The following is a 19,865-nucleotide window of genomic DNA, read 5'->3' as shown; positions in this document are numbered from 1 at the left end:
AAAGGACCCCTGTTGGCTTGCGGACGGACGCGTCGTGCCGGGACCGGTCGAACGGCCGTTGATGCGCTATGACTATCCATTTTCCGGCAAACCTAGACCATCCCCCGCATCATCCCAATGCCGCTCAAACGATCGTGTCGAAGAGCCGCAGGATGAACGATATCTGGTAGATGAGCGCGGCGGCGACAAAGGCGACGTGGAAGCGGCGGTCGCGCACCAGGATCGCGGCGATGCAGAACGCGACGAAGACCGGCGTGCGGAACAGATATTCACTGCCGAAGCGGGCGAAATGCTCCGGTCCTTTCAGCAATGTGTCGATCACGTCGAGCAAATAAGTGGCGGCCAGCAGGCCGAAAAACCAGGCCCGGCGCGAATAGAAGAAATCCTCGTAGCTGGTGTAGTCCAGCATCGAATCCGGGAACAGCAGGGCGCAGAGCAGGAACAGCGTGATGGCGTAGAAGATGATGAAAAGGTATTTGCCGAAGGTCCAGGTCTCGATGGCGTAGAGGCCGAACTCCCACCACCAGAAATGCACCAGCATCAACAGCACCGAGGCGACCCAGGCCAGATGCACGGGATAGAGCCGGTACTGGCCGGGATGCTGGACGATGCGGGCCACCCCCGACAGCAAGCGGGCGACGCCAAGCCCGATCACCATGCCCATGACGATGCGGATATGCGGGAAGATGTCGTGGGGAGAGGCTATTTCGTTGGCCATGGCCTCGACAAGCTAAGGAGTGACGGCGCTCTTGGGGTTCTGGGCTAGTCTCGCAGAAAATCGTTCATCGAAAGCGGGCCGCCAGGCCAAAATCGTCCATCGAGCGCCTGCTTGGATGTAAAGGGAGGTTCGCTTGGGAAATGGGATTTCCTTAGACCTGTCTCCCTTACCGCGACAGGTAAAGCGTCTTTGTACGCCTCGTCGAAAATCTGCGCGGGATAGCGGCGGAGGCTCGGGCTGTCCTTGATGATATTTCCGATCCAAACGCGCTGTTCGGAAATTGAAGCCTGCCAGCTATGGCATCTGTGGCCCGGCTGGAACTCCCATTTCAGGAGATGTGCGATCAGCACTTCCATCCGGCTGCGGATCTCTCGCCTATCGCTCCTCCCCAAGCTCTCGATCTCCTCGGCCACGTTCTCCCGATCAAGCTCGGCAAGACGCCCCTCGCGCAATAGCGCGCTCTGTTCGGCGCTCCATTGCACGAAATCCGTTTCGTAGGGCGTGAGGGCCCTCAAGCGATCAATCCTGTTCATGGGCGCATAATGCCCTAAAGCGCGTCACGTTTAAACGGCTTCTTGGGACGGGCGCGGTATAAGGCAACTCAAAACAGAAAATACCGTTGCGCCATCGGCAGCACCGTCGCCGGCTCGCAGGTCAAGAGTTCGCCGTCGGCGCGAACCTCGTAGGTCTCTGGATCGACCTCGACATGCGGCGTGGCATCGTTGAGCACCATCGAATGCTTGCCGATGCCGCCGCGCGTGTTCTCGACGGCGACGAACTGCTTGTCGACGCCAAGCCTGCCATGCAGGCCGGACTCGAGCGCCGCCTTCGAAACGAAGGTCACCGAGGAATTGGTCCGCGCCTTGCCATAGGCGCCGAACATCGGCCGGTAGTGCATCGGCTGCGGCGTCGGGATCGACGCGTTGGGATCCCCCATCGGGGCGGCGGCGATCATGCCGCCGATCAGCACCATGTCCGGCTTGACGCCGAAGAAGGCCGGGTTCCACAGTACCAGGTCGGCGCGTTTGCCGACCGCGATCGAGCCGATCTCCTTCGAAAGCCCATGCGCGATCGCCGGGTTGATCGTGTATTTGGCGATGTAGCGGCGGACGCGGAAATTGTCGTTGTTGCCGGTCTCCTGCGGCAGCGAGCCGCGCTGGCGCTTCATCTTGTCGGCGGTCTGCCAGGTGCGGATCGCCACCTCGCCGACGCGGCCCATGGCTTGGCTGTCCGACGAAATGATCGAGAAGGCGCCGATATCGTGCAGGATATCCTCCGCCGCGATGGTCTCCTTGCGGATGCGGCTTTCGGCGAAGGCGATGTCTTCGGGAATCGATGGCGACAGATGGTGGCAGACCATCAGCATATCGAGGTGTTCGGCCAGCGTGTTGACCGTGTAAGGCCGCGTCGGATTGGTCGAGGACGGGATGACGTTGGGCAGCCCGCAGACCTTGATGATGTCGGGCGCGTGGCCGCCCCCGGCGCCCTCGGTGTGGAAGGCGTGAATGGTGCGGCCCTTGATCGCCGCCACCGTGTTCTCGACGAAGCCGGATTCGTTCAGCGTATCGGTGTGGATCATCACCTGCACGTCGTAGTCGTCGGCGACCGACAGGCAGCAGTCGATCGCCGCCGGCGTCGTGCCCCAGTCCTCATGCAGCTTCAGCGAACAGGCGCCGCCCAGCACCATTTCCTCGAGCGCGGCGGACAGCGATGCATTGCCCTTGCCCGACAGGCCGATGTTCATCGGAAAGGCGTCGAAGGACTGGATCATGCGCGCCATGTGCCATGGCCCCGGCGTGCAGGTCGTCGCCAGCGTGCCATGCGCCGGGCCGGTGCCGCCGCCAAGCATGGTGGTGATGCCGCTCATCAGCGCTTCCTCGATCTGCTGGGGGCAGATGAAGTGGATATGCGCGTCGAAGCCTCCGGCGGTCAGGATCTTGCCTTCGCCGGCGATGATCTCGGTGCCGGGGCCGATGATGATGGTGACGCCGTCCTGCATGTCCGGATTTCCGGCTTTGCCGATCGCCGCGATACGCCCGTCCCGCAGGCCGATATCGGCCTTGAAGATGCCGGCGCCGGCATCGACCACCAGCGCGTTGGTGATGACGGTGTCGACCGCGCCTTGCGCTCGCGACACCTGGCTCTGGCCCATGCCGTCGCGGATGACCTTGCCGCCACCGAATTTCACTTCTTCGCCGTGAATGGTGAGGTCTTTCTCGACCTCGATGAACAGTTCGGTATCGGCGAGCCGCACTCTGTCGCCGGTGGTCGGACCGTACATCTGCGCATAGGCGGCGCGGGTGATTCTAGCCATCAGCGATTGCTCCCGAAATGCGGTTGGCCGAAGCCCGGCTGCACATTGTCGCCATCCAATGGTCACGCAATGACCCGCTCGGCGACACCTTCTGATCCCATTTGACGTTTGAGGTGGAAGGGCAATCCCAAAACGACCGTTCGCCAATCGATGGAAAGGAAAATCCATGCGCAAAACGATATTTCTCGCAGCCGCCGCCACCCTGATGCTGGCGGGCGCCGCCGGTGCCCAGCAACAGCCCGCTCCGGCGCCGGCCACGCCTGCTCCGGCCGCGCCACAGGCTCAGCCGGCCGCGCCGGCGATCCAGAGCGTCAATATCGTCGACATCACGGAGCTGCCCAAGGACACCCAGACCCAGGTCAACCAGGTGATCGCCCAGCGTGGCGACGCCGGCTTGCAGAAATTGCGCAGCTCGATCGACGCCACGCCCAAGGTGAAGTCCGCGCTGGAGGCCAAGGGAATGACGTCGGCACAGGTTGTCGCGGCCAGCATGGAACCCAATGGCGCCCTGACCCTGATCACCAAGAAGGCGAGCTGACGATGCAGTGCGGCTGGCCGGCATCCCGCCCGCCGGCCGCGCTGGCAAGGGAACCGTGGCAAGGCTGGAGTCGTTTCGTTTCCTGAGTGCTGAAACAAATCTCGAAAGGGAACGATGGCCATCACCACCTTGCCCGACGCCCGATGGCTGCATGCGACCGCGGCGGCTGCGTTTCTCGCCGCGAGCCTGCCCCACGCCGCGCTGAACGCGCAGGGTCTTGAGAGCCCGGAGACCGTCGACCGGATCGTTGGTTCGCAGGTCAACCAGGAAGAGGCCAAGGCGACCGCTGAAGTCGGAAAAGTCAGCTCGGCGATCGATCGCACGCGTGAAAACATCGGCATGGTGCGCAAGACGTCCAAGCTCGACAAGGTCGACATCGTTTTCCTGACCGACGCCGCGCGCAGCGAAGGCGGCCCGCCGGCGGTCATCGAAAACAAGGTTCGGCAGCATCAGGACGACGTCACCGAGCTCCGCAAGGAGATCGAGGCCAACGCGCTGCTGTTCAATGCCATCGAGTCGCGGCGCGTGCTTGCCGAGGACGTTCTCGCCGTCGAGTTCGACGATCCCGGAAAGATCGTCATCTACGCGGCGGCCAAGCCTCCCAAATGAGTTGAGCGCGCCGGACGAATTCACAGCTTGCCCATCACCTTCTGTTGAAATCCGTAGACCTCGCGCTTGCCGCCGAGCGGCACCAGCGTCACGTCGCGTTCCTGCCCAGGCTCGAAGCGCATGGCCGTGCCGGCGGCGATGTCGAGGCGCATGCCGCGCGCCTGTTCGCGGTCGAACCTCAACCCCTCATTGGTCTCGAAGAAATGATAGTGGCTTCCGACCTGGATCGGCCGGTCGCCGCTATTGGCAACTTTCAGAGTGACCGTCGGCAGGCCCTTGTTGAGCTCGATGTCGCCGCTTGCCGTGATGATTTCACCGGGAATCATTGAAGTCACACGACGCCGAAGGCGAGGCCGACGCCGAGCGCGGCGCAGGCAGCGCCGGCAAGGCGGGCAAGACCGCGCAACCTTGTGCCGAGGCTAAGGCCTGCGGCGATGCCGGTCGCATGCAGCAGCACCGTGGCAAGCGCAAAGCCGGCCATGTATTCGAGCCCGCCGGCATTTTCCGGCACTTCGGTGCCATGGGCGTGGCCGTGGAAGAGCGCGAACAGGCCGATGATGGCGACGCCGGCCGAGACGGGCAGGTCGACCGCCAGCGCCACCAGCAGCCCGAGCGCCACCACGGACGCCAGTATGCCCGGTTCGACGAACGGCAGCGGCATGTGCAGCATGCCAAGCGCGCCGCCGACCAGCATGACGCCGACAAAGGCCGCTGGCCATGCAAAAATCGCCTTGCCGCCCTTGAGTGCCGCCCACAGCCCGACCGCGATCATCACGGTCATGTGGTCGAGCCCGGAAAGCGGGTGCATGAAGCCGGCGGTGAAGGAGGAGGAGGCCGTGCCGATGCCGACATGGGCATAGGCCGGCACGGAGGCGGCCAGCAGCAGGATCGCCGAGAGGGATAGACGTTTGGCTGACATTATCGGATTGCCTTCCGTTTGCAGTGTCGGGATTCTCAGGCGGCCTTGCGGGGACCGCAACCTTCGGCCTTGAGAACGCGCTTGGTCGAAGCGGGATATTTCTTCAGCATCGCCGCCGGCCGAATCGGCCGGGCCGAAAAATTGCCGCCGCAATTGGGGCAGACGCCATCCAGGACGTTCTCGGCGCAATCGGCGCAGAAGGTGCACTCGAAGGTGCAGATCAGCGCATTCGTCGCCTCCGGCGGCAGGTCCCTGTCGCAGCATTCGCAGTTTGGTCGCAATTCAAGCATCCCGGTCTCCTCGCCTCACCGTATGGGTTCGTGCACGGTCACCAGCTTGGTGCCGTCGGGGAAGGTCGCTTCCACCTGCACGTCATGGATCATCTCGGCGATGCCTTCCATCACTTGCGCGCGAGACACGACATGGGCACCGGCTTCCATCAATTCGGCGACGGGGCGGCCGTCGCGGGCGCCCTCGACGACGAAATCGGTGATCAGCGCGATCGCTTCCGGATGATTGAGCTTGACGCCGCGCTCCAGCCGCTTGCGCGCCACGATCGCCGCCATGGCGATCAGCAGCTTGTCCTTTTCCCTCGGCGTCAGGTTCATGCGGTTTCCAGAAATGATGCGGACAGAATCACAGTGACCATAATTTGGGCAGCCCCGCTTGTCCGTTGAGCAATCCGACGAGCGGAACCAGCCGCTGGCGCAGTTGGTAGCCGTCCCCAGCGCATAGCCTCGCAAGAAGCTTGCCAGTTCTCTTCACGCTCCAGACGCTGGCGCCGCCCTGGCCACCGACGATCTCCAGGACCTGATCGAGCAAAGCCTCGGCCCGGGGCGAAACCAGCAGCACCGTCGCCATCGCGATCGCGCCGCCTGATATCGCCGGACGGGCGAGGGCAGCGGCGATTTCGGGTCCGATGCGGAAGTCCTCGGCGTGGATGAGCAAACCATCCTGCCGGACGCGCCAGCGATCATGGAAATTGCCGTGCGCGGCCCGTTCGCCCATGGCCAGGCGGCCAAACACGGCCGCCTCCAGCACCAGCGCCTCGGCCCCGGTGGCAAGCTCGACGTCGAGCCTGCGGGCAAAGGCCGCGCGGTCGAAGACGATCGTTTCCTGCGGCAGCCAGGCGACCCGGCCGTTTTCGCCGACCGTCAGTTTCACCCGCACTTCGGCGCGGCCGGATGCGGCGCGATAGATTTTCTCGCAGGCCTGACTGGTTATCGTGGCGCAGGCACCAGCACCGACATTCACCTCCCAGCCGAGGCGGTCACCGCCGGTCAGCCCGCCGGCGGTGTTGATCAGGACTGCCTCCAGCGGATCGGCCGCGACGGCCGGCAGCCTTATCTTGGCGGAGCCATCCTGATAGAGGCGCCGCAGCCGTGTGCGGCCGCCGGCGCTGGCGCAGCCCAACTGTGCCAGGCCCGCCGCACGCTGGGCCAGCGGGGCCAAAAACGTTGCATGTTCGATCATGTCCACGCCCACAGGTTAAGCACTGCTGCGGTTTTGTCGATATATAGCTTGTTGCTTGATGACGTTTCCGTTTCTATAGAGGGAGCCACCTTGGTGCGCTCATGCGATGCTTGGCGGGGGTATAAGGCGACGATCGCGGCCCAATCGAGGACAAAAAGGCGCTGTTCAGTTGGCGTCGGGAAACGACAAAGTGGGGAAGAAACCGAATGGCTGACCAACTGGCAACGGACATCATCGAGAAGATCAAAGCCCATGCCGAGCCGGGCGGTGAGGAAATCACCACCAGCACCGAATTGACCGCGCTGGGCATCCATTCGCTGGAACTGACCGAGATCATCTTCGACCTCGAGGAGCAGTATGGCATTGAGATCGAGATGAACACGGTCGATGCCTGGAGCAATCTGAAGAATGTTGGCGACATGGTCGAGGCCGTTCGCGAGCTGATTGCGAAAAAAGCCTGACCGGGATGCACAAGCGTGTCGTCATCACCGGCATCGGCGGGCTGTGCGGTCTCGGCACCAATGCGCAGGCGATCTGGGCCGAGATGCGGGCCGGCCGCTCGGCGATCGGGCCTATAGACAATCCGTCCCTGCACGACCTGAAGGTAAAGATCGGCTGCGAAATCAAGGCGTTGCCCGATCATGGGATCGATCGCAAGCAGTTCGTGTCGATGGACCGTTTCAGCCTGCTGGCGGTGATCGCCGCGCGGGAAGCCATGCAGCAGTCTGGCCTGGCCGCGCATGCCGACAACACCTATCGGATGGGCGCCGTCATCGGCATCGGCGTTTGCGGCTTCGAGACGGTCGAGGAGAATTACCGCGCCATCCTGATCGAAGGCAAGAATCGCGCCGGCATTTTCACCGTGCCCAAGGTCATGCCGGGTGCCGCTGCCGGCCAGATCAGCATGAGTCTCGGCCTGCGCGGCCCGGTGTTCGGCGTCACTTCGGCCTGCTCATCGGCCAACCACGCCATCGCCTCGGCGGTCGACCAGATCAGGCTCGGCCGCGCCGACGTCATGGTCGCCGGCGGCGCCGAAGCGCCGTTGGTGTGGGGCGTGCTCAAGGGTTGGGAAGCGCTGCGCGTGCTGTCGCCCGAAACCTGCCGGCCATTCTCGGCCGATCGCCAGGGGCTGGTGCTGGGCGAAGGCGCCGGCATGGCGGTGCTGGAAAGCTACGAGCATGCGATGGCGCGCGGCGCCACCATTCTGGCCGAAATCGCCGGAGCCGGCCTGTCGGCCGATGCCTCCGACATCGTCGCGCCGACCATCGAGGGGCCGGAAGCGGCGATGCGCTTCTGCCTCGTCGATGCCGGTCTCAACCTCGAGGATGTCGATTACGTCAACGCTCATGGCACCGGTACCAGGGCCAACGACCAGATCGAGACCGCCGCGATCAAGCGCGTCTTCGGCGAGCATGCGCGCGCGCTTTCCATCTCGTCGACCAAATCGATGCACGCTCATTGCCTCGGCGCGTCGGGCGGGCTGGAGATGATCGCCTGCGTCATGGCGATCCGCGACGGCGTCGTGCCACCGACCGCCAATTTCCGCGAGCCCGACCCCGATTGCGATCTCGACGTGACGCCCAATGTCGCGCGCGAGCGCAAGGTGCGCGCCGCGATAAGCAACAGTTTCGCGTTTGGCGGCACCAATGCCGTGCTGGCGTTCAAGGCGATCTGATTTCAGCGGCGGCTACCGTCTCGGCGGGGCGTAATCGCCCGGCCGGATCACACGTCTGTTCAGTGACCGTCCGTGCATGCGAAACCGTCGCCGCCATATTGATCATGCGGCATCGCGCACCTAGTTGTGGGCTGCCCCGCCAAATCGCGCCATTCGGCGCCGCCCAATCCAGGAGTTTTCATGGCCGACCTGTCCGCCTTTCCGATCGCAACGCGCTGGCCGGCGAAACACCCTGACCAGATCCAGCTCTATTCGGCAACAACGCCGAATGGGGTGAAGGTTTCCATCGCCCTGGAAGAGCTCGGCCTTCGCTACGAGCCGCATCTGGTCAACATCGGCAAGGACGAGAGCTGGACACCGGAATTCCTGTCGCTCAATCCCAACGGCAAGATCCCGGCGATCATCGATCCGAACGGCCCCGACGGCAAACCGATCGGCTTGTTCGAATCCGGCGCCATCCTGCTCTACCTCGCCGAAAAGACCGGCCTGCTGATCCCGGCGGACGCGACGCGGCGCTACGAGACGATCCAGTGGGTGTTCTTCCAGATGGCTTCGATAGGGCCCATGTTCGGCCAGCTCGGCTTCTTCCACAAATTCGCCGGCCGCGAGATCGCCGACAAGCGCCCGCTGGAGCGCTATCGCGATGAATCGCGGCGGCTGGTCGGCGTGCTCGACGGCAGGCTGAAGGGCCGCAAGTGGATCATGGGCAATGATTACACCATCGCCGACATTTCGCTGCTCGGCTGGGTGCGCAACCTGATCGGCTTCTACGAAGCGCGCGAACTCGTAGGCTTCGATGACTTCGCGAACGTTGTGGCATGGCTGGAGCGCGGCCTGGCGCGACCGGCCGTACAGAAGGGTCTCACCATTCCGGCGAAGGGGTGAAGCGGACCTTGCCATCCCCTGCGGCGGGCCTGGTCGCGGTTGTCCGCAAGCGATGCAAGCCTGCTACTTCGCCTTGGCCTTCGAGCCGCCCTTGCCGATCACCGAAGCCGCGAGCGAGGCCGCGCTGCGCGCGGTTGCGACGACCGCTCCGGCAGCGACGCTCGCCGCTGTCCGTACTGCGCCGGATTTGGTGGCGGCCGCCTTGCGCGGGCTGGCCGCCTTCGCGGCCGTCGGCACCACTTTCTTCGGCGCGGCCTTGCCGAAAGCGGGCTTGCCGTCTTTCGATCGCTGGGCGACCGCCGGGCCGGCCCCGGTTCTCGCTTGCGTTGCTTTCGCCGTCCGGGTCTTGGCGGCTGCGGGTTTTCGTGCCTTGGTTGCCATCGGGAAATCCCCTTACGCCAGACATCATGTTCACGGCCATAACGGCGCGAAAGTCTTAAGGTTCCCGTCAAGAAATATCGAAAATCAAACAGGTTAACCAATGACCAGGTCGGCGGTCCGGCGCCGCGCCAGCACCCGTTCGATATTGGGCATGTCGTTGGACACGATCCAGGCCTTCGCGTCCTCGTCGGAGCGGCCATGATCGTGCCAGCGTTCGAGCAGCCGACGCTCGAGTTCGTTGCGCGGCACGTCGACGAAAATCGAGAAGTCGAATAGCGGCGCCAGCCGCGACCACGGCTCCTCGTCGAGCAGCAGGTAATTGCCCTCGACCAGGATGAACTTGGTGTCGGCGCCGACGATCGCGGCGGCGGCGCGCGACAGTTCCAGGCTGCGGTCGAAGACCGGGATGGCGATGTCGGGTTCGCCGGCCCGGATGCGCTTCAACAGAGCTTCGAAGCCGGCGAAATCGAACGTTTCCGGCGCGCCCTTTCGCGCCCGCAGGCCGCGCGCATCGAGCACGATGTCGTCGTAATGGAAGCCGTCCATCGGCACGACTTCCGCGGCACCTTCCGGCAGCAGGTCATGCAGGCTCGCCGACAGCGTCGACTTGCCGGAGCCCGGCGGACCGGCAATGGCGACGATGAAGCGGTTCGCCTTGCCGGCGCGCTTGAAAATTGTGGCGGCGAGATGGGCGATTTCGGACATGAGAGCCTCGCTTGCCTGGATGGCGAGTAGTATCCGCCGCATCTTGTCGGCAGATTGTGGAAATTTCAAATCGCGATTTGCGCAATCGGGAGCGGCTGATTGCCGATGTGGGCGCCGCCAAGGTTCGTCAGAAACAATCGCGTTCAGACAGCCGCCGGCCCGCCAATCCGCAGGAAATCGCTGTCGAACGGAACCTCCCGGGCCGAACTCGCCACTGCCAGCCGCATGCGGCCGTTCACCGTGGTGACCTCATGCGGCGGCTCGCCGCCGGACAGAGGCAGTGCGCCGATGACATGGCGGAACGACACGCCGCGGCCTTCGCCGAGCGCAAACGCCGTCGCCACGCCCTCGCGCTTCAGCCAGTTGTCGCCGATCGAGGCGGCATGGCCGACGGCCGTGCGGCCGTCCTCTATGCCGAGCACGCCGCGGTGACGGCTGCTCCAGGGGGCGTAGTCGCGCCCGCCATTGCTGAGCCACAGCATGGTGATCGGCAATTCGGCCGGGTTCTTCAGCACCAGCAACAGGTCGTCCTCGGCCTGACGCGCCAGTGCCGTCCAGCCCGGCCCGCCATGATCGGCCTCGACCAGCGTGACGAAATCCTCCCGGCTGTCCTCCATACGGTATTCGGTCAGGTCGAGCGTGCCGCCGCCGGCGGCCGGGAAATGCCCGAGATCGGCCGACCGCGCCGGATAGGCCAGCATGAAGCGGCCGCGGGCGGGGTCCGGCTCCAGCGGATCGGCGGGCGTCGCGGCAAACCGTTTTGGCGAAAAGGCCAGCTTGCCGCCGCCCTTCATCACCGTCATCGGGTGGTGGGCAACCGAAATCGCGCCGTGGCCGCCGGAAAACACATGCTCCTGATAGAGGAAGGGATGGTCGTCGCGCAGGGTAAAAATCTTTTCGACGCTGGCGCCCATAACCTTGTGCCGCAGCCGGAAAATCGCGCGCCAGCCATCGTCCGTCGCGCTGCTCTCGGTGACATCCCAGGCGCTGTTTGCCGGCCAGCCGTGCAGTGGCGCCTCCTCGACATCGCTGCGCGAAAACGGCGCGCAGAGAAAATCGCCGGACAGGCGGACAGTGCCTTGCGGAAGGTCGTTCGGCAGCGTCTCGCCCGCATCGACCCAGGGCGCGCGATGCAGCGGCCTCAACTGGCGTCCGCCGCTGTCGACGGTCATGTCGGCGATGTGGCCGACTGTGAGGTCGAGCGAAACCGAAATACCTCGGGCCTTGATCGTGATCATATCCATCGCGCTCTCACCGATTCTGAAGGCGCAAACAGAACCCGTTCGGCGCCGGTTGCGCAAGCGTGACGGACGGCATTTTGCATCAAAGCTGGTTTCACCCTTCCCCCTTGTGAGGAGGGTCGGCGAGCGGTCGGAGCGAAGCGGAGATCGTTCGACGGGGTGGAGCAGCCCCGGAAGACCCCCCACCCGCTGCGCGAATCGACCCTCCCCATAAGGGGAATGGCGCCTACTGCCGCTTGTATTCCCGCACCGGCGACTTGGTATCATCGGTATAGGTGACCTGCACCGCCATCGACTTCACGCTGTCGGCGACCTTGAAATAGGGCTGGTAGTCGTAGGGAATGGCGTAGGGGTCCTTCTTGTCGCAAGGCGGCATCTTGATCTCCTTGTCGAGCGCGGCATCGTTCAGGCTGTAATGCACCGCCTTGATGGCGCAGCGGTAGGACAGCATCTGCGAGAAATAGACCAGCCCGTGATTGCCGCCGGCGTCGAAGGCGATCCACGACGTCCAGAACTGGTCGAGGATCTGCTTGTTGCCTTGCTCAAGGGCGGCGTCCGGGTCGAAGCGGATGTCGAACGGGCCGGTCTCGCGGCCCCTGATGTCGAGATACTTTATCCCGATCGTGGTTGCCGCCGTGCTGTCGGGCAATTCGAAGCTCGGATTGGGCATCGGTTTGCCGGTGCGCTGGTCGTTGATCGCCAGCAGGCCGGTCTCGGTGAAGGGGGTGTCGGTGAAGGCGGTGTCGCCAAGGCGCCAGGAGATGGTGATCGCCGGCTCCGGCAGCGAAATGGTCATCGACCAGCCCTGGTTGGAGCGCATCGGCGTCAGCGTCGGCGCAAAACGGGCGGGATCGAGCACGTCGCCAAGAGCCGCCATCCGGCTGCGGCCGCGGTCCAGCCAGTCGGCGAGCTGCGTCTGGTCGACGAAATATCCGAGCAACCCGCCATCCTTTTCGTAGGACATGAATTTGGTCAGCGCCTTGGCCTCGTCGCGCTTGTCGGCCAGGGTCTGGGCGCCGAGGCGGTCTTCAGAAAACTCCTGCGCCAAAAGGAAATAGGCCGGCGCGAAATCCGGATTGGCCGCGATGAAGGCGTTGAGCTTGTCGAGGCGCTGGGCGTCGTCGAATTGCAGGATGTGCACCAGCCTGATCGACAGCGCCTTGCCCTTGTCGGCCAATGCCCCGAACACCTCGCGGGCGCCGGCCTTGCCGTCCTGCACCCGCAGCAGCGTCGCGAAGCGCGTATAGGGGTCGATGGCGTCGACATCGAAACCGGCAAAGGCGAGATAGGAGCGCCTGGCGTTGAGCATGTCGCCGGAAAGCTCGTAGACGCGGGCATTGTGATAGAACTCGTCCGGCCGCTTCGGCTTGGCGATCGTCCCGCCTTGCGCGGCCAGGGCGGCAAAACCCTTGGCGATGGTGTCGATCGAGGCGGCGATCTGCTCGGTGGCCGCCTGCAGCTTCTCCGCCTGGGCCTGCTGCTGTTGCTGGCCGGCGGCAAGCGTATCGGTCGTCTGCTTGACCGCCTCGACTGTCTTTTGCGTCTCGGCGCCTTGCTGCGTCTGCTGCTGCTGGGCGGACGCGATCTGGTCGGTCTTTTGCGCCACCGTGTCGGTCGATTTCTTGACTTCTTCGACCGTCTTCTGCGTCTGCGTGACCGTCTGCTCGATCTTCGCCACCTTTTCGGAAACGATGCCCATCGATTGCTGCAGCGACGCCACCGCCGGCACTAGGCCGGCGATCAGCCCGTTCTGCGAATTGGTTTGTTTCTGCATCGCATAGACACCGCCGGCGACGGCCGCCGCGCTGGTGGCGAACACCAGCGCCGGCAGCGCCTTGGCGGCCAGCACCAGCCTGAGCACAATAGCGATGGCGATGATGACCGCCGCGACCGAAGCGACCAGCGCGATATAGGCGGCGAAAGGCGCCAGCGGATTGAGGATGTCCGAAACCGCGCCGCCGATGAAGGCGATGCTGCCGGCCCATTTGCCGGTGCGGCTGAGTGATGCCCTGATAAGCGAAGGCGCCGCGCCGCCCGCCCCGATGCCCGCCATGCCAAGCCCCCCAAGCCGCCAGATGCCACATCCCTTCCCACGGGGAATGCGGCCTTGGCAAGGGAAGACAGGAAACAGGCGATTTCGGGGCGGGTGAAAAGCCTGCATTCTACTGCCCGGGACGCGGAATGTCCGACGTTGGCGCCGCCCCTCATCTGCCTGCCGGCATCTTCTCCCCGTGACGAACGGGGAGAAGGGGCTGGCCGCAGCGTTGGCGATCCCCTCTCCCCGTCCTGCACGGGGAGAGGGTAGGGTGAGGGGCAGCGCCGACATTCGGAACGCCAGCTCCATTGCAGGCACTTCAAAACCGGGGGAATTGCGCGAGAGTGCCATTAACCAAATGGACGCATCGATCGCGTTACGTTAGCTTCGCCTCATCTCGGCAACAGCCTTACCAAGAGCAGTCCCGCCCTTGTCCAACCTGCGTCCCGTTCCGCTCATTCAGAGAATTGTCGGCGTGCTCGGCGTGCTGGCGCTGCTTGCCGGCTGCGCGACGACGCCGCCCGACGCCGTGCTGGCCGTGCCCGCGCCGCCGCAGAAATATGCCGCGATCGTGGTCGATGCCGGGACCGGCAAGCAGCTGTTCGAAGTCAACTCGACGGCGCAACGCTATCCGGCCTCGCTGACCAAGATGATGACGCTCTATCTGCTGTTCGAGGCGCTGGACTCCGGCCGCATCACCAAGGAAACGCTGATCCCGGTGTCGGACAACGCCGCCTCGCAGCCGCCGACCAAGATGCGCTTCCGGCGCGGCGAGAGCATCGACGTCGATTCGGCGATCCGCGCCATCGTCATCAAATCGGCCAATGACGTGGCGGTGGCGGTCGGCGAATATCTCGGCGGCTCGGAGGACCAGTTCGCCGCCATGATGACCGCCAAGGCGCGCCAGCTCGGCATGACCAGCACCGTTTTCCGCAACGCCTCGGGCCTGCCCGACGACGACCAGCACACGACGGCGCGCGACATGGCGGTGCTCGGCATGGCGCTGCATCAGCGCTTCCCGCAGCATTTCCACTATTTTTCGGCAAGCGACTTCATGTTCCGCGGCCGGCTGGTGCGCGGCCACAACGACATGCTCGGCCGGGTGCGCGGCGTCGACGGCATCAAGACCGGCTACATCAGGGCCTCCGGCTTCAACATCGTCACCTCCTACAATGCCGACGGCCATCGGCTGATCGTCGTGGTGATGGGCGCCGACAGTGCCCGCCAGCGCAACGACCATGTCGAGGCGCTGATCCAGCGCAGCCTGTCGCCGGCGGTTGCCGATGCCAGGACAAGGCTGATGTTCGCCGAGCAGCAGTGATCCCCGCCGCGAATTTTGCGTCCAGGCGGCCTTTGTTTCTGGCGCTGTCCTTTCCACAAGCCATCCTTCACAAAGGCCATCCTCCCGTGGGTGCCATCCTTCCGCAGTCACCCGATGCCCGGTGCCATTATCGGCGATTGGCGGGAAACACCCATCGCTTCGTCATCCACGGGCGGAGCAGGAGCGAAGAGGCGCGGTGACGCGCAACAAAAAACCCGCCACCAGGGCGGGTTTTTCGGAAAATCCTGTCGGCTGAGCGTCAGCTAACCTGGACCTTGGAGGCGGCCTGGTCCTCGGCCAGCTTCTGCTGGAACATCTGCGCGAAATCGATCGGGTCGAGCATCAGCGGCGGGAAGCCGCCATTGCGCGTCGCCTCGGCGATGATCTGCCGGGCGAAGGGGAACAGCAGGCGCGGGCATTCGATGAACAGGACCGGCAGCATGTGCTCCTGCGGGAAGCCCGATATGGCGAAGACGCCGCCATAGACCAGCTCGACGTTGAACAGCACTTCCTGGTCGAAGGAGGCCTTGGCGTTCAGCGTCAGGTTGACGTCGAACTGCTTGTCGGAGAGCGGATTGGCGTTGACGTTGACGTTGATCGCGATGCCTGGCGCCTTGTCGCGGCCGCGCAGCGAATTCGGCGCGCCGGGGCTTTCGAAGGACAGGTCCTTCACATACTGCGCCAGAACGTTTAGCGACGGCTGCGCCGTGTTGCCGTTTCCGTTGGCCGCGCCGGCCGGCGCGTCATCTTTGCTGGCCATGAGCCTGTATCCTTTTGCCTGGGCAGCATTGCTGACCGCATTGAAATCGGGCGTTCGCTACCATGGCCGGCAGGACAAGACAAGGTTTGCCGCCTTGCTTCTCACCTCGTCATCCCGGGCGAAGCGAGGGGCGGCGGCGCGGAGACTCTGCGACGAAGAGTGCTATTCCACCGCCAGTCAATCATCCTTCAGGCGCCGCCACGGCGAATCGTGGTCCGGCCCGCGTTTCAAGTCGTCCTCGCGCGAATAGTCGCCGTCTTCGAGGTCGATGACCCTGTCGCGCCGGCGGCCGCGGAAGCCGGCTGTGCTGAAATTGGTTGCCACGACGATGCGGCTCTTCAGCGCGCGCCAGGCGAGGTCGCGCACCGGCGGCAGGAAGAGCAGCAGGCCGATGATATCGGTAATGAAGCCGGGGATGATCAGAAGGATCGCGGCGACCACGATCATGGCGCCATGCGCGAGCTGGCGGCTCGGATCGCGGCCGGCGTCCATCTCGGCACGGATGCGGGCCATGACGGAAAAACCCTGGTGCCTCAGCAGCAGCGCGCCGGCGAGGCTCGAGGCCAGCACAAGCCCGACCGTCGCCAGGGCGCCGACCTCACGGCCGACGACGACGAAACCGGCAATTTCCAGCAGTGGCAGTGCGAGAACAAAAAGAGGAAGCAGCGAAATGCGCAAGTCTTGACCGATCGTTTCGATGTTTTGCCGTTCGGCGACCAATCGCCGCTGGCTCTGAAGCCGTTAGATAGGTATGCCTGCCTTTGATTTGAATGATTGCGCCTTGCGTTCTATATGCTTTGGATGTGGAACGCTATGCGACCGCGGCCTTGTCGGCCCTGCGGTCCGGCCAGGGACAGGGTTTGATTGGCGGAAGATATGGGATTCTTCGACTTCGGCACGATTTTCTTCCTGATCGCGGCGGTGGTGATCTTTTTCCAGCTGCGCAACGTGCTGGGCCGTCGGACCGGAAGCGAGCGGCCGCCCTTCGATCCCTATACGGCAGCCCGCACCGGCGACAAGGACGCCGCCCAGAAACCCGAGAATGTGGTTTCGCTGCCGCGCAAGCGGCAGCCGGGCGAACCGGCGGCCGACACCTACGCGGCGATCGATGCCTTCGCCAAGCCCGACAGCGACCTGAACAAGGGCCTGCGCACGATCAAGGACAACGACCCTTCCTTCGATCCGAAGGGGTTCGTCGACGGCGCCAAGATCGCCTACGAGATGATCGTCATGGCCTATGCCGACGGCGACCGCAAAACGCTGAAGAACCTGTTGTCGCGCGAGGTCTATGACGGCTTTGTCGCGGCGATCGGCGAACGCGAGGCCAAGTCGGAAAAGATCCAGTCCTCCTTCGTCGGCATCAACAGGGCCGACATCGTCTCGGCCGAGATGAAGGGCGGCGAGGCGCATGTCACGCTGCGCATCATCAGCGAGCTGATTTCGGCGACGCGCGACAAGGCCGGCGCGGTCATCGACGGCGATCCCGAAACCGTGGCAGAGGTCAAGGATGTCTGGACCTTCGCCCGCGACACGCGCTCGCGCGATCCGAACTGGAAGCTCGTCGCCACCGAAGAAGAAGACTGAGCCCGGTCAAAGGCTGGCTCCGGTGTCGCTGTCGCCGCTCCTGGTCGGAACATCCTTCGACGATCTCCCCGGCTGGGGCGATGACGACCATCTGGCGGCCTTCGCAGCCTTTCGCCGCTCCGCCTTTCATGTCCTGACCAAGCCCTATCGCACGGGCGCGCTCGGTATCGGCTTCGATGCCTTCGCCGGCGCCTATGACGAGGCCCGCGCTATTTTGCCCAAAAGCCAGCCAGAGGCGCGTGCCTTCTTCGAACGCCATTTCGTGCCGATGCGGATCGAGACGGGCAGTCCCGGGCTCGTTACCGGGTTCTACGAACCGCAAGCCGAGGCGTCGCCGGTGCGGACCGACCGTTTCATCGTGCCGCTGCTGTCGCGCCCGGCCGACCTTGTCGACATCGACGACAGCAACCGGCCGGCGGGGATGGATCCTTATCTCGCCTTCGCGCGGCAAACTTCGAACGGGCCGGTCGAGTATTTCGACCGCGGCGAGATCGAGCGCGGCGCGCTTGCCGGCGAGGGTTCGGCCGGCCAGGGTCTGGAAATCGCCTGGCTCGCCGACAAGGTCGACGCCTTTTTCATCCATGTGCAAGGTGCCGCAAGGCTCGCCATGACCGACGGCCGGCTTTGCCGCATCACCTATGCCGCCAAATCCGGCCAGCGTTTTACCGGGCCAGGCAAGGTCTTGAGCGATCTCGGCGAAATCCCGCTGGCCGAGGTGACGATGCAGTCGATCCGCGCCTGGTTCAAGGCGCATCCGGATCGCATCGACGAGATCCTGTGGCAGAACCGCTCCTATATCTTCTTCCGCGAGGCGGCGGTGGATGACGCTTCCCTCGGGCCAATCGCCGCCGCCAAGGTGCCGCTGACGCCGGGCCGCTCCATCGCCGTCGACCGGCTGCTGCACACATTCGGCACGCCCTTCTACATCGACGCGCCGACGCTCACCGCATTCGAGGCAAGACCGTTCCAGCGGCTGATGATCGCACAGGACACCGGCTCGGCCATCAACGGGCCCGCGCGGGGAGATCTCTTCGCCGGCTCCGGCGACGCCGCCGGCGAGATCGCCGGCGTGGTGCGCCATGCGGCGGATTTCTACGCATTGGTGCCGCGCGCGCTGGTTCGGGCCGCGCCATGAGCAAGCGTCAGGACAGACTGAGCGAGGATGACCGGGTGCTGTGGAACCTGGTGGCCCGCACCGCCAAGCCGCTCAAAGGCAGGCTTGCCGTCGATATTCCCGAAATTCCCACTGAAACCAAGCCGGCGCCATCGCAGCCGGCGCAAGTCGCCGTCAGCCCTGCAGGTGCCGCAAAGCCGAAGGCTCAGCATGTCACGCACCGCCTCGACGAGCCGACGCTGGACAAGCTGTCGAAGGGCCGGCTGCCGATCGAAGGGCGCGTCGACCTGCACGGCATGACGCAGGACGAGGCTTATTCGCTGCTGTTCTCGTTCCTGCACCGGGCGCATGCAGGGGGCATCCGCTATGTGCTGGTCATCACCGGCAAGGGTTCTTCTTCGGGCGGCGACGGCGTCTTGCGGCGCGCGGTGCCGGCATGGCTGTCGACGCCAGCGTTCCGTCCGCTCGTCTCCAGCCACGACCATGCCGCCCGCAACCATGGCGGTTCGGGCGCGCTCTATATCAGGCTGCGGCGGGTACGCTCATGAGGGTAGCGGCATGACCCCGTTCGGCGAGAAGCTGCGGGCGCTCAGGAGCGAGCGCGGCGTCAGCCAAAAGGACATGGCGGCGGCGGTCGGCGTCAGCGCCGCTTATCTATCGGCGCTCGAGCATGGCCGGCGCGGCGCCCCGACCTGGACGCTGATCCAGAAGATTATCGGCTATTTCAACATCATCTGGGACGACGCCGAGGAACTGGCGCGGCTGGCCGAGGCCTCGCACCCCCGCGTCAGGCTCGACACGTCGGGCCTCAGTCCCGCCGCCACCGAGCTTGCCAATCTCTTGGCCGAGAACATCGAGAAGCTCGATGAGGCCGAATTGCGCCGCATCACAGCCTCGATCCGCGCGGCGCTGGGCCGGCGGGTCTAATTGGTTTTGCGCGCCCGCCGGCGAGCAGCCAGCGGGCGTGCTGTGATGCGCTCATTTCTTGCCGGCGGCGCCGCCATTATTTCCACGGCCATTATCGCCCCGGCCGCCCTTGTTGCCATGGTCGCGGCCATTGTTTCCGCCGCCCAGGCAGTTCGAGTCGCCATTGCTGCAACAGCGGCCGCTCCACAGGTCGTTGGTCGACGTCTTGGCGCAGCTTGGGATGGTCTGGTCGGCCGAAGCGGTCCCGGCAAGCGAGGACACCGCGACGGCGGCGAGAAGGATGTTTCGGATAAAAGCAGTCATTTGAGTTCTCCGTGATTGGGTTCCGTCTACAGCCCTGTGTCGCGGGCGGGACGGAAATGGTTCACGGAAGATCGGAAAATAGGAATGCGCAGCACGGTCCGACGGTACTGGCAACGTCGGCGCCGCCCCTCATCCGCCTGCCGGCACCTTCTCCCCGTATAGGACGGGGAGAAGGGCGGCTCCAACGCACACGCTTTTTTCTTCACCGTTGGACATTAGCGAAATCATCGACGACAGCGTCTTTCTCCCCGTCGCTATACGGGGAGAAATGCCCGGTCCACCCTCCGCAGCTGCAGCGCAGCTGCTGCGGAGGACGGGCAGGGCAATGAGGGGCGGCGCCGACCTCTGCTGGTTTGCTGAGAA

25 protein-coding genes are annotated in these 19,865 nt (G+C 64.5%); 10 read left to right on the top strand and 15 right to left on the bottom strand.

Annotated elements, in window-relative coordinates; translation table 11 throughout:
- Nucleotides 1-124: 124 nt before the first annotated feature.
- The 3 genes from NKI49_RS09805 to ureC form a co-directional block, all read right to left on the bottom strand.
- Nucleotides 125-718 carry a hypothetical protein gene (locus NKI49_RS09805; protein ID WP_352602729.1) on the bottom strand — a complete coding sequence of 198 codons (594 nt, stop codon included), beginning with the start codon at nucleotides 716-718 and terminating at the stop codon, nucleotides 125-127.
- 44 nt (nucleotides 719-762) lie between these two features.
- Nucleotides 763-1,251: a DUF29 domain-containing protein gene (locus NKI49_RS09800; protein WP_352602727.1), complete on the bottom strand. Its 489-nt coding sequence runs from the start codon at nucleotides 1,249-1,251 to the stop codon at nucleotides 763-765.
- 68 nt (nucleotides 1,252-1,319) lie between these two features.
- Nucleotides 1,320-3,032: an urease subunit alpha gene (ureC, locus tag NKI49_RS09795; RefSeq protein WP_502899521.1), complete on the bottom strand. Its 1,713-nt coding sequence runs from the start codon at nucleotides 3,030-3,032 to the stop codon at nucleotides 1,320-1,322.
- 166 nt (nucleotides 3,033-3,198) lie between these two features.
- On the opposite strand from ureC, the gene NKI49_RS09790 reads away from it, so the two are divergent.
- Both NKI49_RS09790 and NKI49_RS09785 read left to right on the top strand, forming a co-directional pair.
- Nucleotides 3,199-3,570, top strand: a complete 372-nt coding sequence (locus tag NKI49_RS09790) for a hypothetical protein (RefSeq protein ID WP_027024018.1) — start codon at nucleotides 3,199-3,201, stop codon at nucleotides 3,568-3,570.
- 114 nt (nucleotides 3,571-3,684) lie between these two features.
- Entirely contained in the window at nucleotides 3,685-4,179 is a 495-nt protein-coding gene (locus NKI49_RS09785; RefSeq protein ID WP_352602725.1) for a hypothetical protein, read from the top strand.
- A gap of 20 nt (nucleotides 4,180-4,199) precedes the next feature.
- On the opposite strand, the gene NKI49_RS09780 is transcribed toward NKI49_RS09785, so the two are convergent.
- From NKI49_RS09780 to NKI49_RS09760, 5 genes are read right to left on the bottom strand one after another with little or no spacing between them, the layout of a single operon-like run.
- Nucleotides 4,200-4,505 (bottom strand): urease subunit beta, encoded by a 306-nt coding sequence (locus NKI49_RS09780; protein ID WP_352602723.1) that lies wholly within the window; start codon nucleotides 4,503-4,505, stop codon nucleotides 4,200-4,202.
- A gap of 5 nt (nucleotides 4,506-4,510) precedes the next feature.
- Entirely contained in the window at nucleotides 4,511-5,101 is a 591-nt protein-coding gene (locus NKI49_RS09775) for a HupE/UreJ family protein (protein WP_352602817.1), read from the bottom strand.
- A gap of 32 nt (nucleotides 5,102-5,133) precedes the next feature.
- Nucleotides 5,134-5,388, bottom strand: coding sequence for a DUF1272 domain-containing protein (locus NKI49_RS09770; protein ID WP_352602721.1), 255 nt, complete (start codon nucleotides 5,386-5,388; stop codon nucleotides 5,134-5,136).
- A gap of 15 nt (nucleotides 5,389-5,403) precedes the next feature.
- Nucleotides 5,404-5,706, bottom strand: a complete 303-nt coding sequence (locus NKI49_RS09765) for an urease subunit gamma (protein WP_015314510.1) — start codon at nucleotides 5,704-5,706, stop codon at nucleotides 5,404-5,406.
- Nucleotides 5,707-5,734: 28 nt separating this feature from the next.
- On the bottom strand, nucleotides 5,735-6,571 hold the full coding sequence (locus NKI49_RS09760; RefSeq protein WP_352602719.1) for an urease accessory protein UreD: 837 nt from the start codon (nucleotides 6,569-6,571) through the stop codon (nucleotides 5,735-5,737).
- A 206-nt stretch (nucleotides 6,572-6,777) separates the two neighbouring features.
- Here NKI49_RS09760 and NKI49_RS09755 point away from each other — a divergent pair, with 206 nt between their 5' ends.
- From NKI49_RS09755 to NKI49_RS09745, 3 genes are all read left to right on the top strand, one after another.
- Nucleotides 6,778-7,032: an acyl carrier protein gene (locus NKI49_RS09755; RefSeq protein WP_352602717.1), complete on the top strand. Its 255-nt coding sequence runs from the start codon at nucleotides 6,778-6,780 to the stop codon at nucleotides 7,030-7,032.
- 5 nt (nucleotides 7,033-7,037) lie between these two features.
- Complete coding sequence (locus NKI49_RS09750) at nucleotides 7,038-8,246, top strand: beta-ketoacyl-[acyl-carrier-protein] synthase family protein (protein ID WP_352602715.1); 1,209 nt, start codon at nucleotides 7,038-7,040, stop codon at nucleotides 8,244-8,246.
- 180 nt (nucleotides 8,247-8,426) lie between these two features.
- Nucleotides 8,427-9,131, top strand: a complete 705-nt coding sequence (locus tag NKI49_RS09745; protein WP_352602714.1) for a glutathione S-transferase N-terminal domain-containing protein — start codon at nucleotides 8,427-8,429, stop codon at nucleotides 9,129-9,131.
- A 63-nt stretch (nucleotides 9,132-9,194) separates the two neighbouring features.
- On the opposite strand, the gene NKI49_RS09740 is transcribed toward NKI49_RS09745, so the two are convergent.
- The 4 genes from NKI49_RS09740 to NKI49_RS09725 form a co-directional block, all read right to left on the bottom strand.
- Entirely contained in the window at nucleotides 9,195-9,512 is a 318-nt protein-coding gene (locus NKI49_RS09740) for a hypothetical protein (RefSeq protein WP_352602712.1), read from the bottom strand.
- A gap of 93 nt (nucleotides 9,513-9,605) precedes the next feature.
- The gene (locus NKI49_RS09735; protein WP_352602710.1) at nucleotides 9,606-10,217 is read right to left on the bottom strand and encodes a nucleoside triphosphate hydrolase; all 612 of its coding nucleotides are present in this window, start codon (nucleotides 10,215-10,217) and stop codon (nucleotides 9,606-9,608) included.
- Nucleotides 10,218-10,360: 143 nt separating this feature from the next.
- Nucleotides 10,361-11,461, bottom strand: coding sequence for a hypothetical protein (locus NKI49_RS09730; protein WP_352602708.1), 1,101 nt, complete (start codon nucleotides 11,459-11,461; stop codon nucleotides 10,361-10,363).
- 223 nt (nucleotides 11,462-11,684) lie between these two features.
- Nucleotides 11,685-13,511 carry a methyl-accepting chemotaxis protein gene (locus NKI49_RS09725; protein ID WP_352602706.1) on the bottom strand — a complete coding sequence of 609 codons (1,827 nt, stop codon included), beginning with the start codon at nucleotides 13,509-13,511 and terminating at the stop codon, nucleotides 11,685-11,687.
- 412 nt (nucleotides 13,512-13,923) lie between these two features.
- On the opposite strand from NKI49_RS09725, the gene NKI49_RS09720 reads away from it, so the two are divergent.
- A complete protein-coding gene (locus NKI49_RS09720; protein WP_352602704.1) occupies nucleotides 13,924-14,814 on the top strand; it encodes a D-alanyl-D-alanine carboxypeptidase family protein in 891 nt (296 codons plus the stop codon).
- Between the two features lie 259 nt (nucleotides 14,815-15,073).
- Here NKI49_RS09720 and secB read toward each other — a convergent pair whose 3' ends face one another.
- A complete protein-coding gene (gene secB, locus NKI49_RS09715; protein ID WP_027027144.1) occupies nucleotides 15,074-15,574 on the bottom strand; it encodes a protein-export chaperone SecB in 501 nt (166 codons plus the stop codon).
- Between the two features lie 177 nt (nucleotides 15,575-15,751).
- A complete protein-coding gene (locus NKI49_RS09710) occupies nucleotides 15,752-16,252 on the bottom strand; it encodes an FxsA family protein (RefSeq protein WP_352602702.1) in 501 nt (166 codons plus the stop codon).
- Nucleotides 16,253-16,450: 198 nt separating this feature from the next.
- On the opposite strand from NKI49_RS09710, the gene NKI49_RS09705 reads away from it, so the two are divergent.
- The 4 genes from NKI49_RS09705 to NKI49_RS09690 are packed head-to-tail and all read left to right on the top strand — an operon-like array spanning nucleotide 16,451 to nucleotide 19,199.
- Nucleotides 16,451-17,158 carry a Tim44/TimA family putative adaptor protein gene (locus tag NKI49_RS09705; RefSeq protein ID WP_352695616.1) on the top strand — a complete coding sequence of 236 codons (708 nt, stop codon included), beginning with the start codon at nucleotides 16,451-16,453 and terminating at the stop codon, nucleotides 17,156-17,158.
- Nucleotides 17,159-17,180: 22 nt separating this feature from the next.
- Nucleotides 17,181-18,293 (top strand): murein transglycosylase A, encoded by a 1,113-nt coding sequence (mltA, locus tag NKI49_RS09700; RefSeq protein WP_352602698.1) that lies wholly within the window; start codon nucleotides 17,181-17,183, stop codon nucleotides 18,291-18,293.
- Nucleotides 18,290-18,820 (top strand): Smr/MutS family protein, encoded by a 531-nt coding sequence (locus NKI49_RS09695; protein WP_352602696.1) that lies wholly within the window; start codon nucleotides 18,290-18,292, stop codon nucleotides 18,818-18,820. The genes mltA and NKI49_RS09695 overlap by 4 nt, the downstream gene beginning before the upstream one ends.
- Nucleotides 18,821-18,830: 10 nt before the next feature.
- The gene (locus NKI49_RS09690) at nucleotides 18,831-19,199 is read left to right on the top strand and encodes a helix-turn-helix domain-containing protein (RefSeq protein WP_027027149.1); all 369 of its coding nucleotides are present in this window, start codon (nucleotides 18,831-18,833) and stop codon (nucleotides 19,197-19,199) included.
- 51 nt (nucleotides 19,200-19,250) lie between these two features.
- On the opposite strand, the gene NKI49_RS09685 is transcribed toward NKI49_RS09690, so the two are convergent.
- Nucleotides 19,251-19,502, bottom strand: a complete 252-nt coding sequence (locus tag NKI49_RS09685; protein WP_352602694.1) for a hypothetical protein — start codon at nucleotides 19,500-19,502, stop codon at nucleotides 19,251-19,253.
- Nucleotides 19,503-19,865 lie beyond the last annotated feature (363 nt).

Origin of the sequence: Mesorhizobium sp. M0587, assembly GCF_040320945.1 — a bacterium.
GTDB lineage: Bacteria > Pseudomonadota > Alphaproteobacteria > Rhizobiales > Rhizobiaceae > Mesorhizobium.
Note: the sequence above shows the minus strand (reverse complement) of the source record. Positions and strands in the feature narration are given on the sequence as shown.

Excerpts from the sequence above, each read along its gene's own strand:
- NKI49_RS09805 (WP_352602729.1), bottom strand. The coding sequence starts at position 718 with ATGGCCAACGAAATAGCCTCTCCCCACGACATCTTCCCGCATATCCGC.
- NKI49_RS09800 (WP_352602727.1), bottom strand. The coding sequence starts at position 1,251 with ATGAACAGGATTGATCGCTTGAGGGCCCTCACGCCCTACGAAACGGAT.
- ureC (WP_502899521.1), bottom strand. The coding sequence starts at position 3,032 with ATGGCTAGAATCACCCGCGCCGCCTATGCGCAGATGTACGGTCCGACC.
- NKI49_RS09790 (WP_027024018.1), top strand. The coding sequence starts at position 3,199 with ATGCGCAAAACGATATTTCTCGCAGCCGCCGCCACCCTGATGCTGGCG.
- NKI49_RS09785 (WP_352602725.1), top strand. The coding sequence starts at position 3,685 with ATGGCCATCACCACCTTGCCCGACGCCCGATGGCTGCATGCGACCGCG.
- NKI49_RS09780 (WP_352602723.1), bottom strand. The coding sequence starts at position 4,505 with ATGATTCCCGGTGAAATCATCACGGCAAGCGGCGACATCGAGCTCAAC.
- NKI49_RS09770 (WP_352602721.1), bottom strand. The coding sequence starts at position 5,388 with ATGCTTGAATTGCGACCAAACTGCGAATGCTGCGACAGGGACCTGCCG.
- NKI49_RS09765 (WP_015314510.1), bottom strand. The coding sequence starts at position 5,706 with ATGAACCTGACGCCGAGGGAAAAGGACAAGCTGCTGATCGCCATGGCG.
- NKI49_RS09760 (WP_352602719.1), bottom strand. The coding sequence starts at position 6,571 with ATGATCGAACATGCAACGTTTTTGGCCCCGCTGGCCCAGCGTGCGGCG.
- NKI49_RS09755 (WP_352602717.1), top strand. The coding sequence starts at position 6,778 with ATGGCTGACCAACTGGCAACGGACATCATCGAGAAGATCAAAGCCCAT.
- NKI49_RS09750 (WP_352602715.1), top strand. The coding sequence starts at position 7,038 with ATGCACAAGCGTGTCGTCATCACCGGCATCGGCGGGCTGTGCGGTCTC.
- NKI49_RS09745 (WP_352602714.1), top strand. The coding sequence starts at position 8,427 with ATGGCCGACCTGTCCGCCTTTCCGATCGCAACGCGCTGGCCGGCGAAA.
- NKI49_RS09740 (WP_352602712.1), bottom strand. The coding sequence starts at position 9,512 with ATGGCAACCAAGGCACGAAAACCCGCAGCCGCCAAGACCCGGACGGCG.
- NKI49_RS09735 (WP_352602710.1), bottom strand. The coding sequence starts at position 10,217 with ATGTCCGAAATCGCCCATCTCGCCGCCACAATTTTCAAGCGCGCCGGC.
- NKI49_RS09730 (WP_352602708.1), bottom strand. The coding sequence starts at position 11,461 with ATGGATATGATCACGATCAAGGCCCGAGGTATTTCGGTTTCGCTCGAC.
- NKI49_RS09725 (WP_352602706.1), bottom strand. The coding sequence starts at position 13,511 with ATGGCGGGCATCGGGGCGGGCGGCGCGGCGCCTTCGCTTATCAGGGCA.
- secB (WP_027027144.1), bottom strand. The coding sequence starts at position 15,574 with ATGGCCAGCAAAGATGACGCGCCGGCCGGCGCGGCCAACGGAAACGGC.
- NKI49_RS09705 (WP_352695616.1), top strand. The coding sequence starts at position 16,451 with ATGGGATTCTTCGACTTCGGCACGATTTTCTTCCTGATCGCGGCGGTG.
- NKI49_RS09695 (WP_352602696.1), top strand. The coding sequence starts at position 18,290 with ATGAGCAAGCGTCAGGACAGACTGAGCGAGGATGACCGGGTGCTGTGG.
- NKI49_RS09690 (WP_027027149.1), top strand. The coding sequence starts at position 18,831 with ATGACCCCGTTCGGCGAGAAGCTGCGGGCGCTCAGGAGCGAGCGCGGC.
- NKI49_RS09685 (WP_352602694.1), bottom strand. The coding sequence starts at position 19,502 with ATGACTGCTTTTATCCGAAACATCCTTCTCGCCGCCGTCGCGGTGTCC.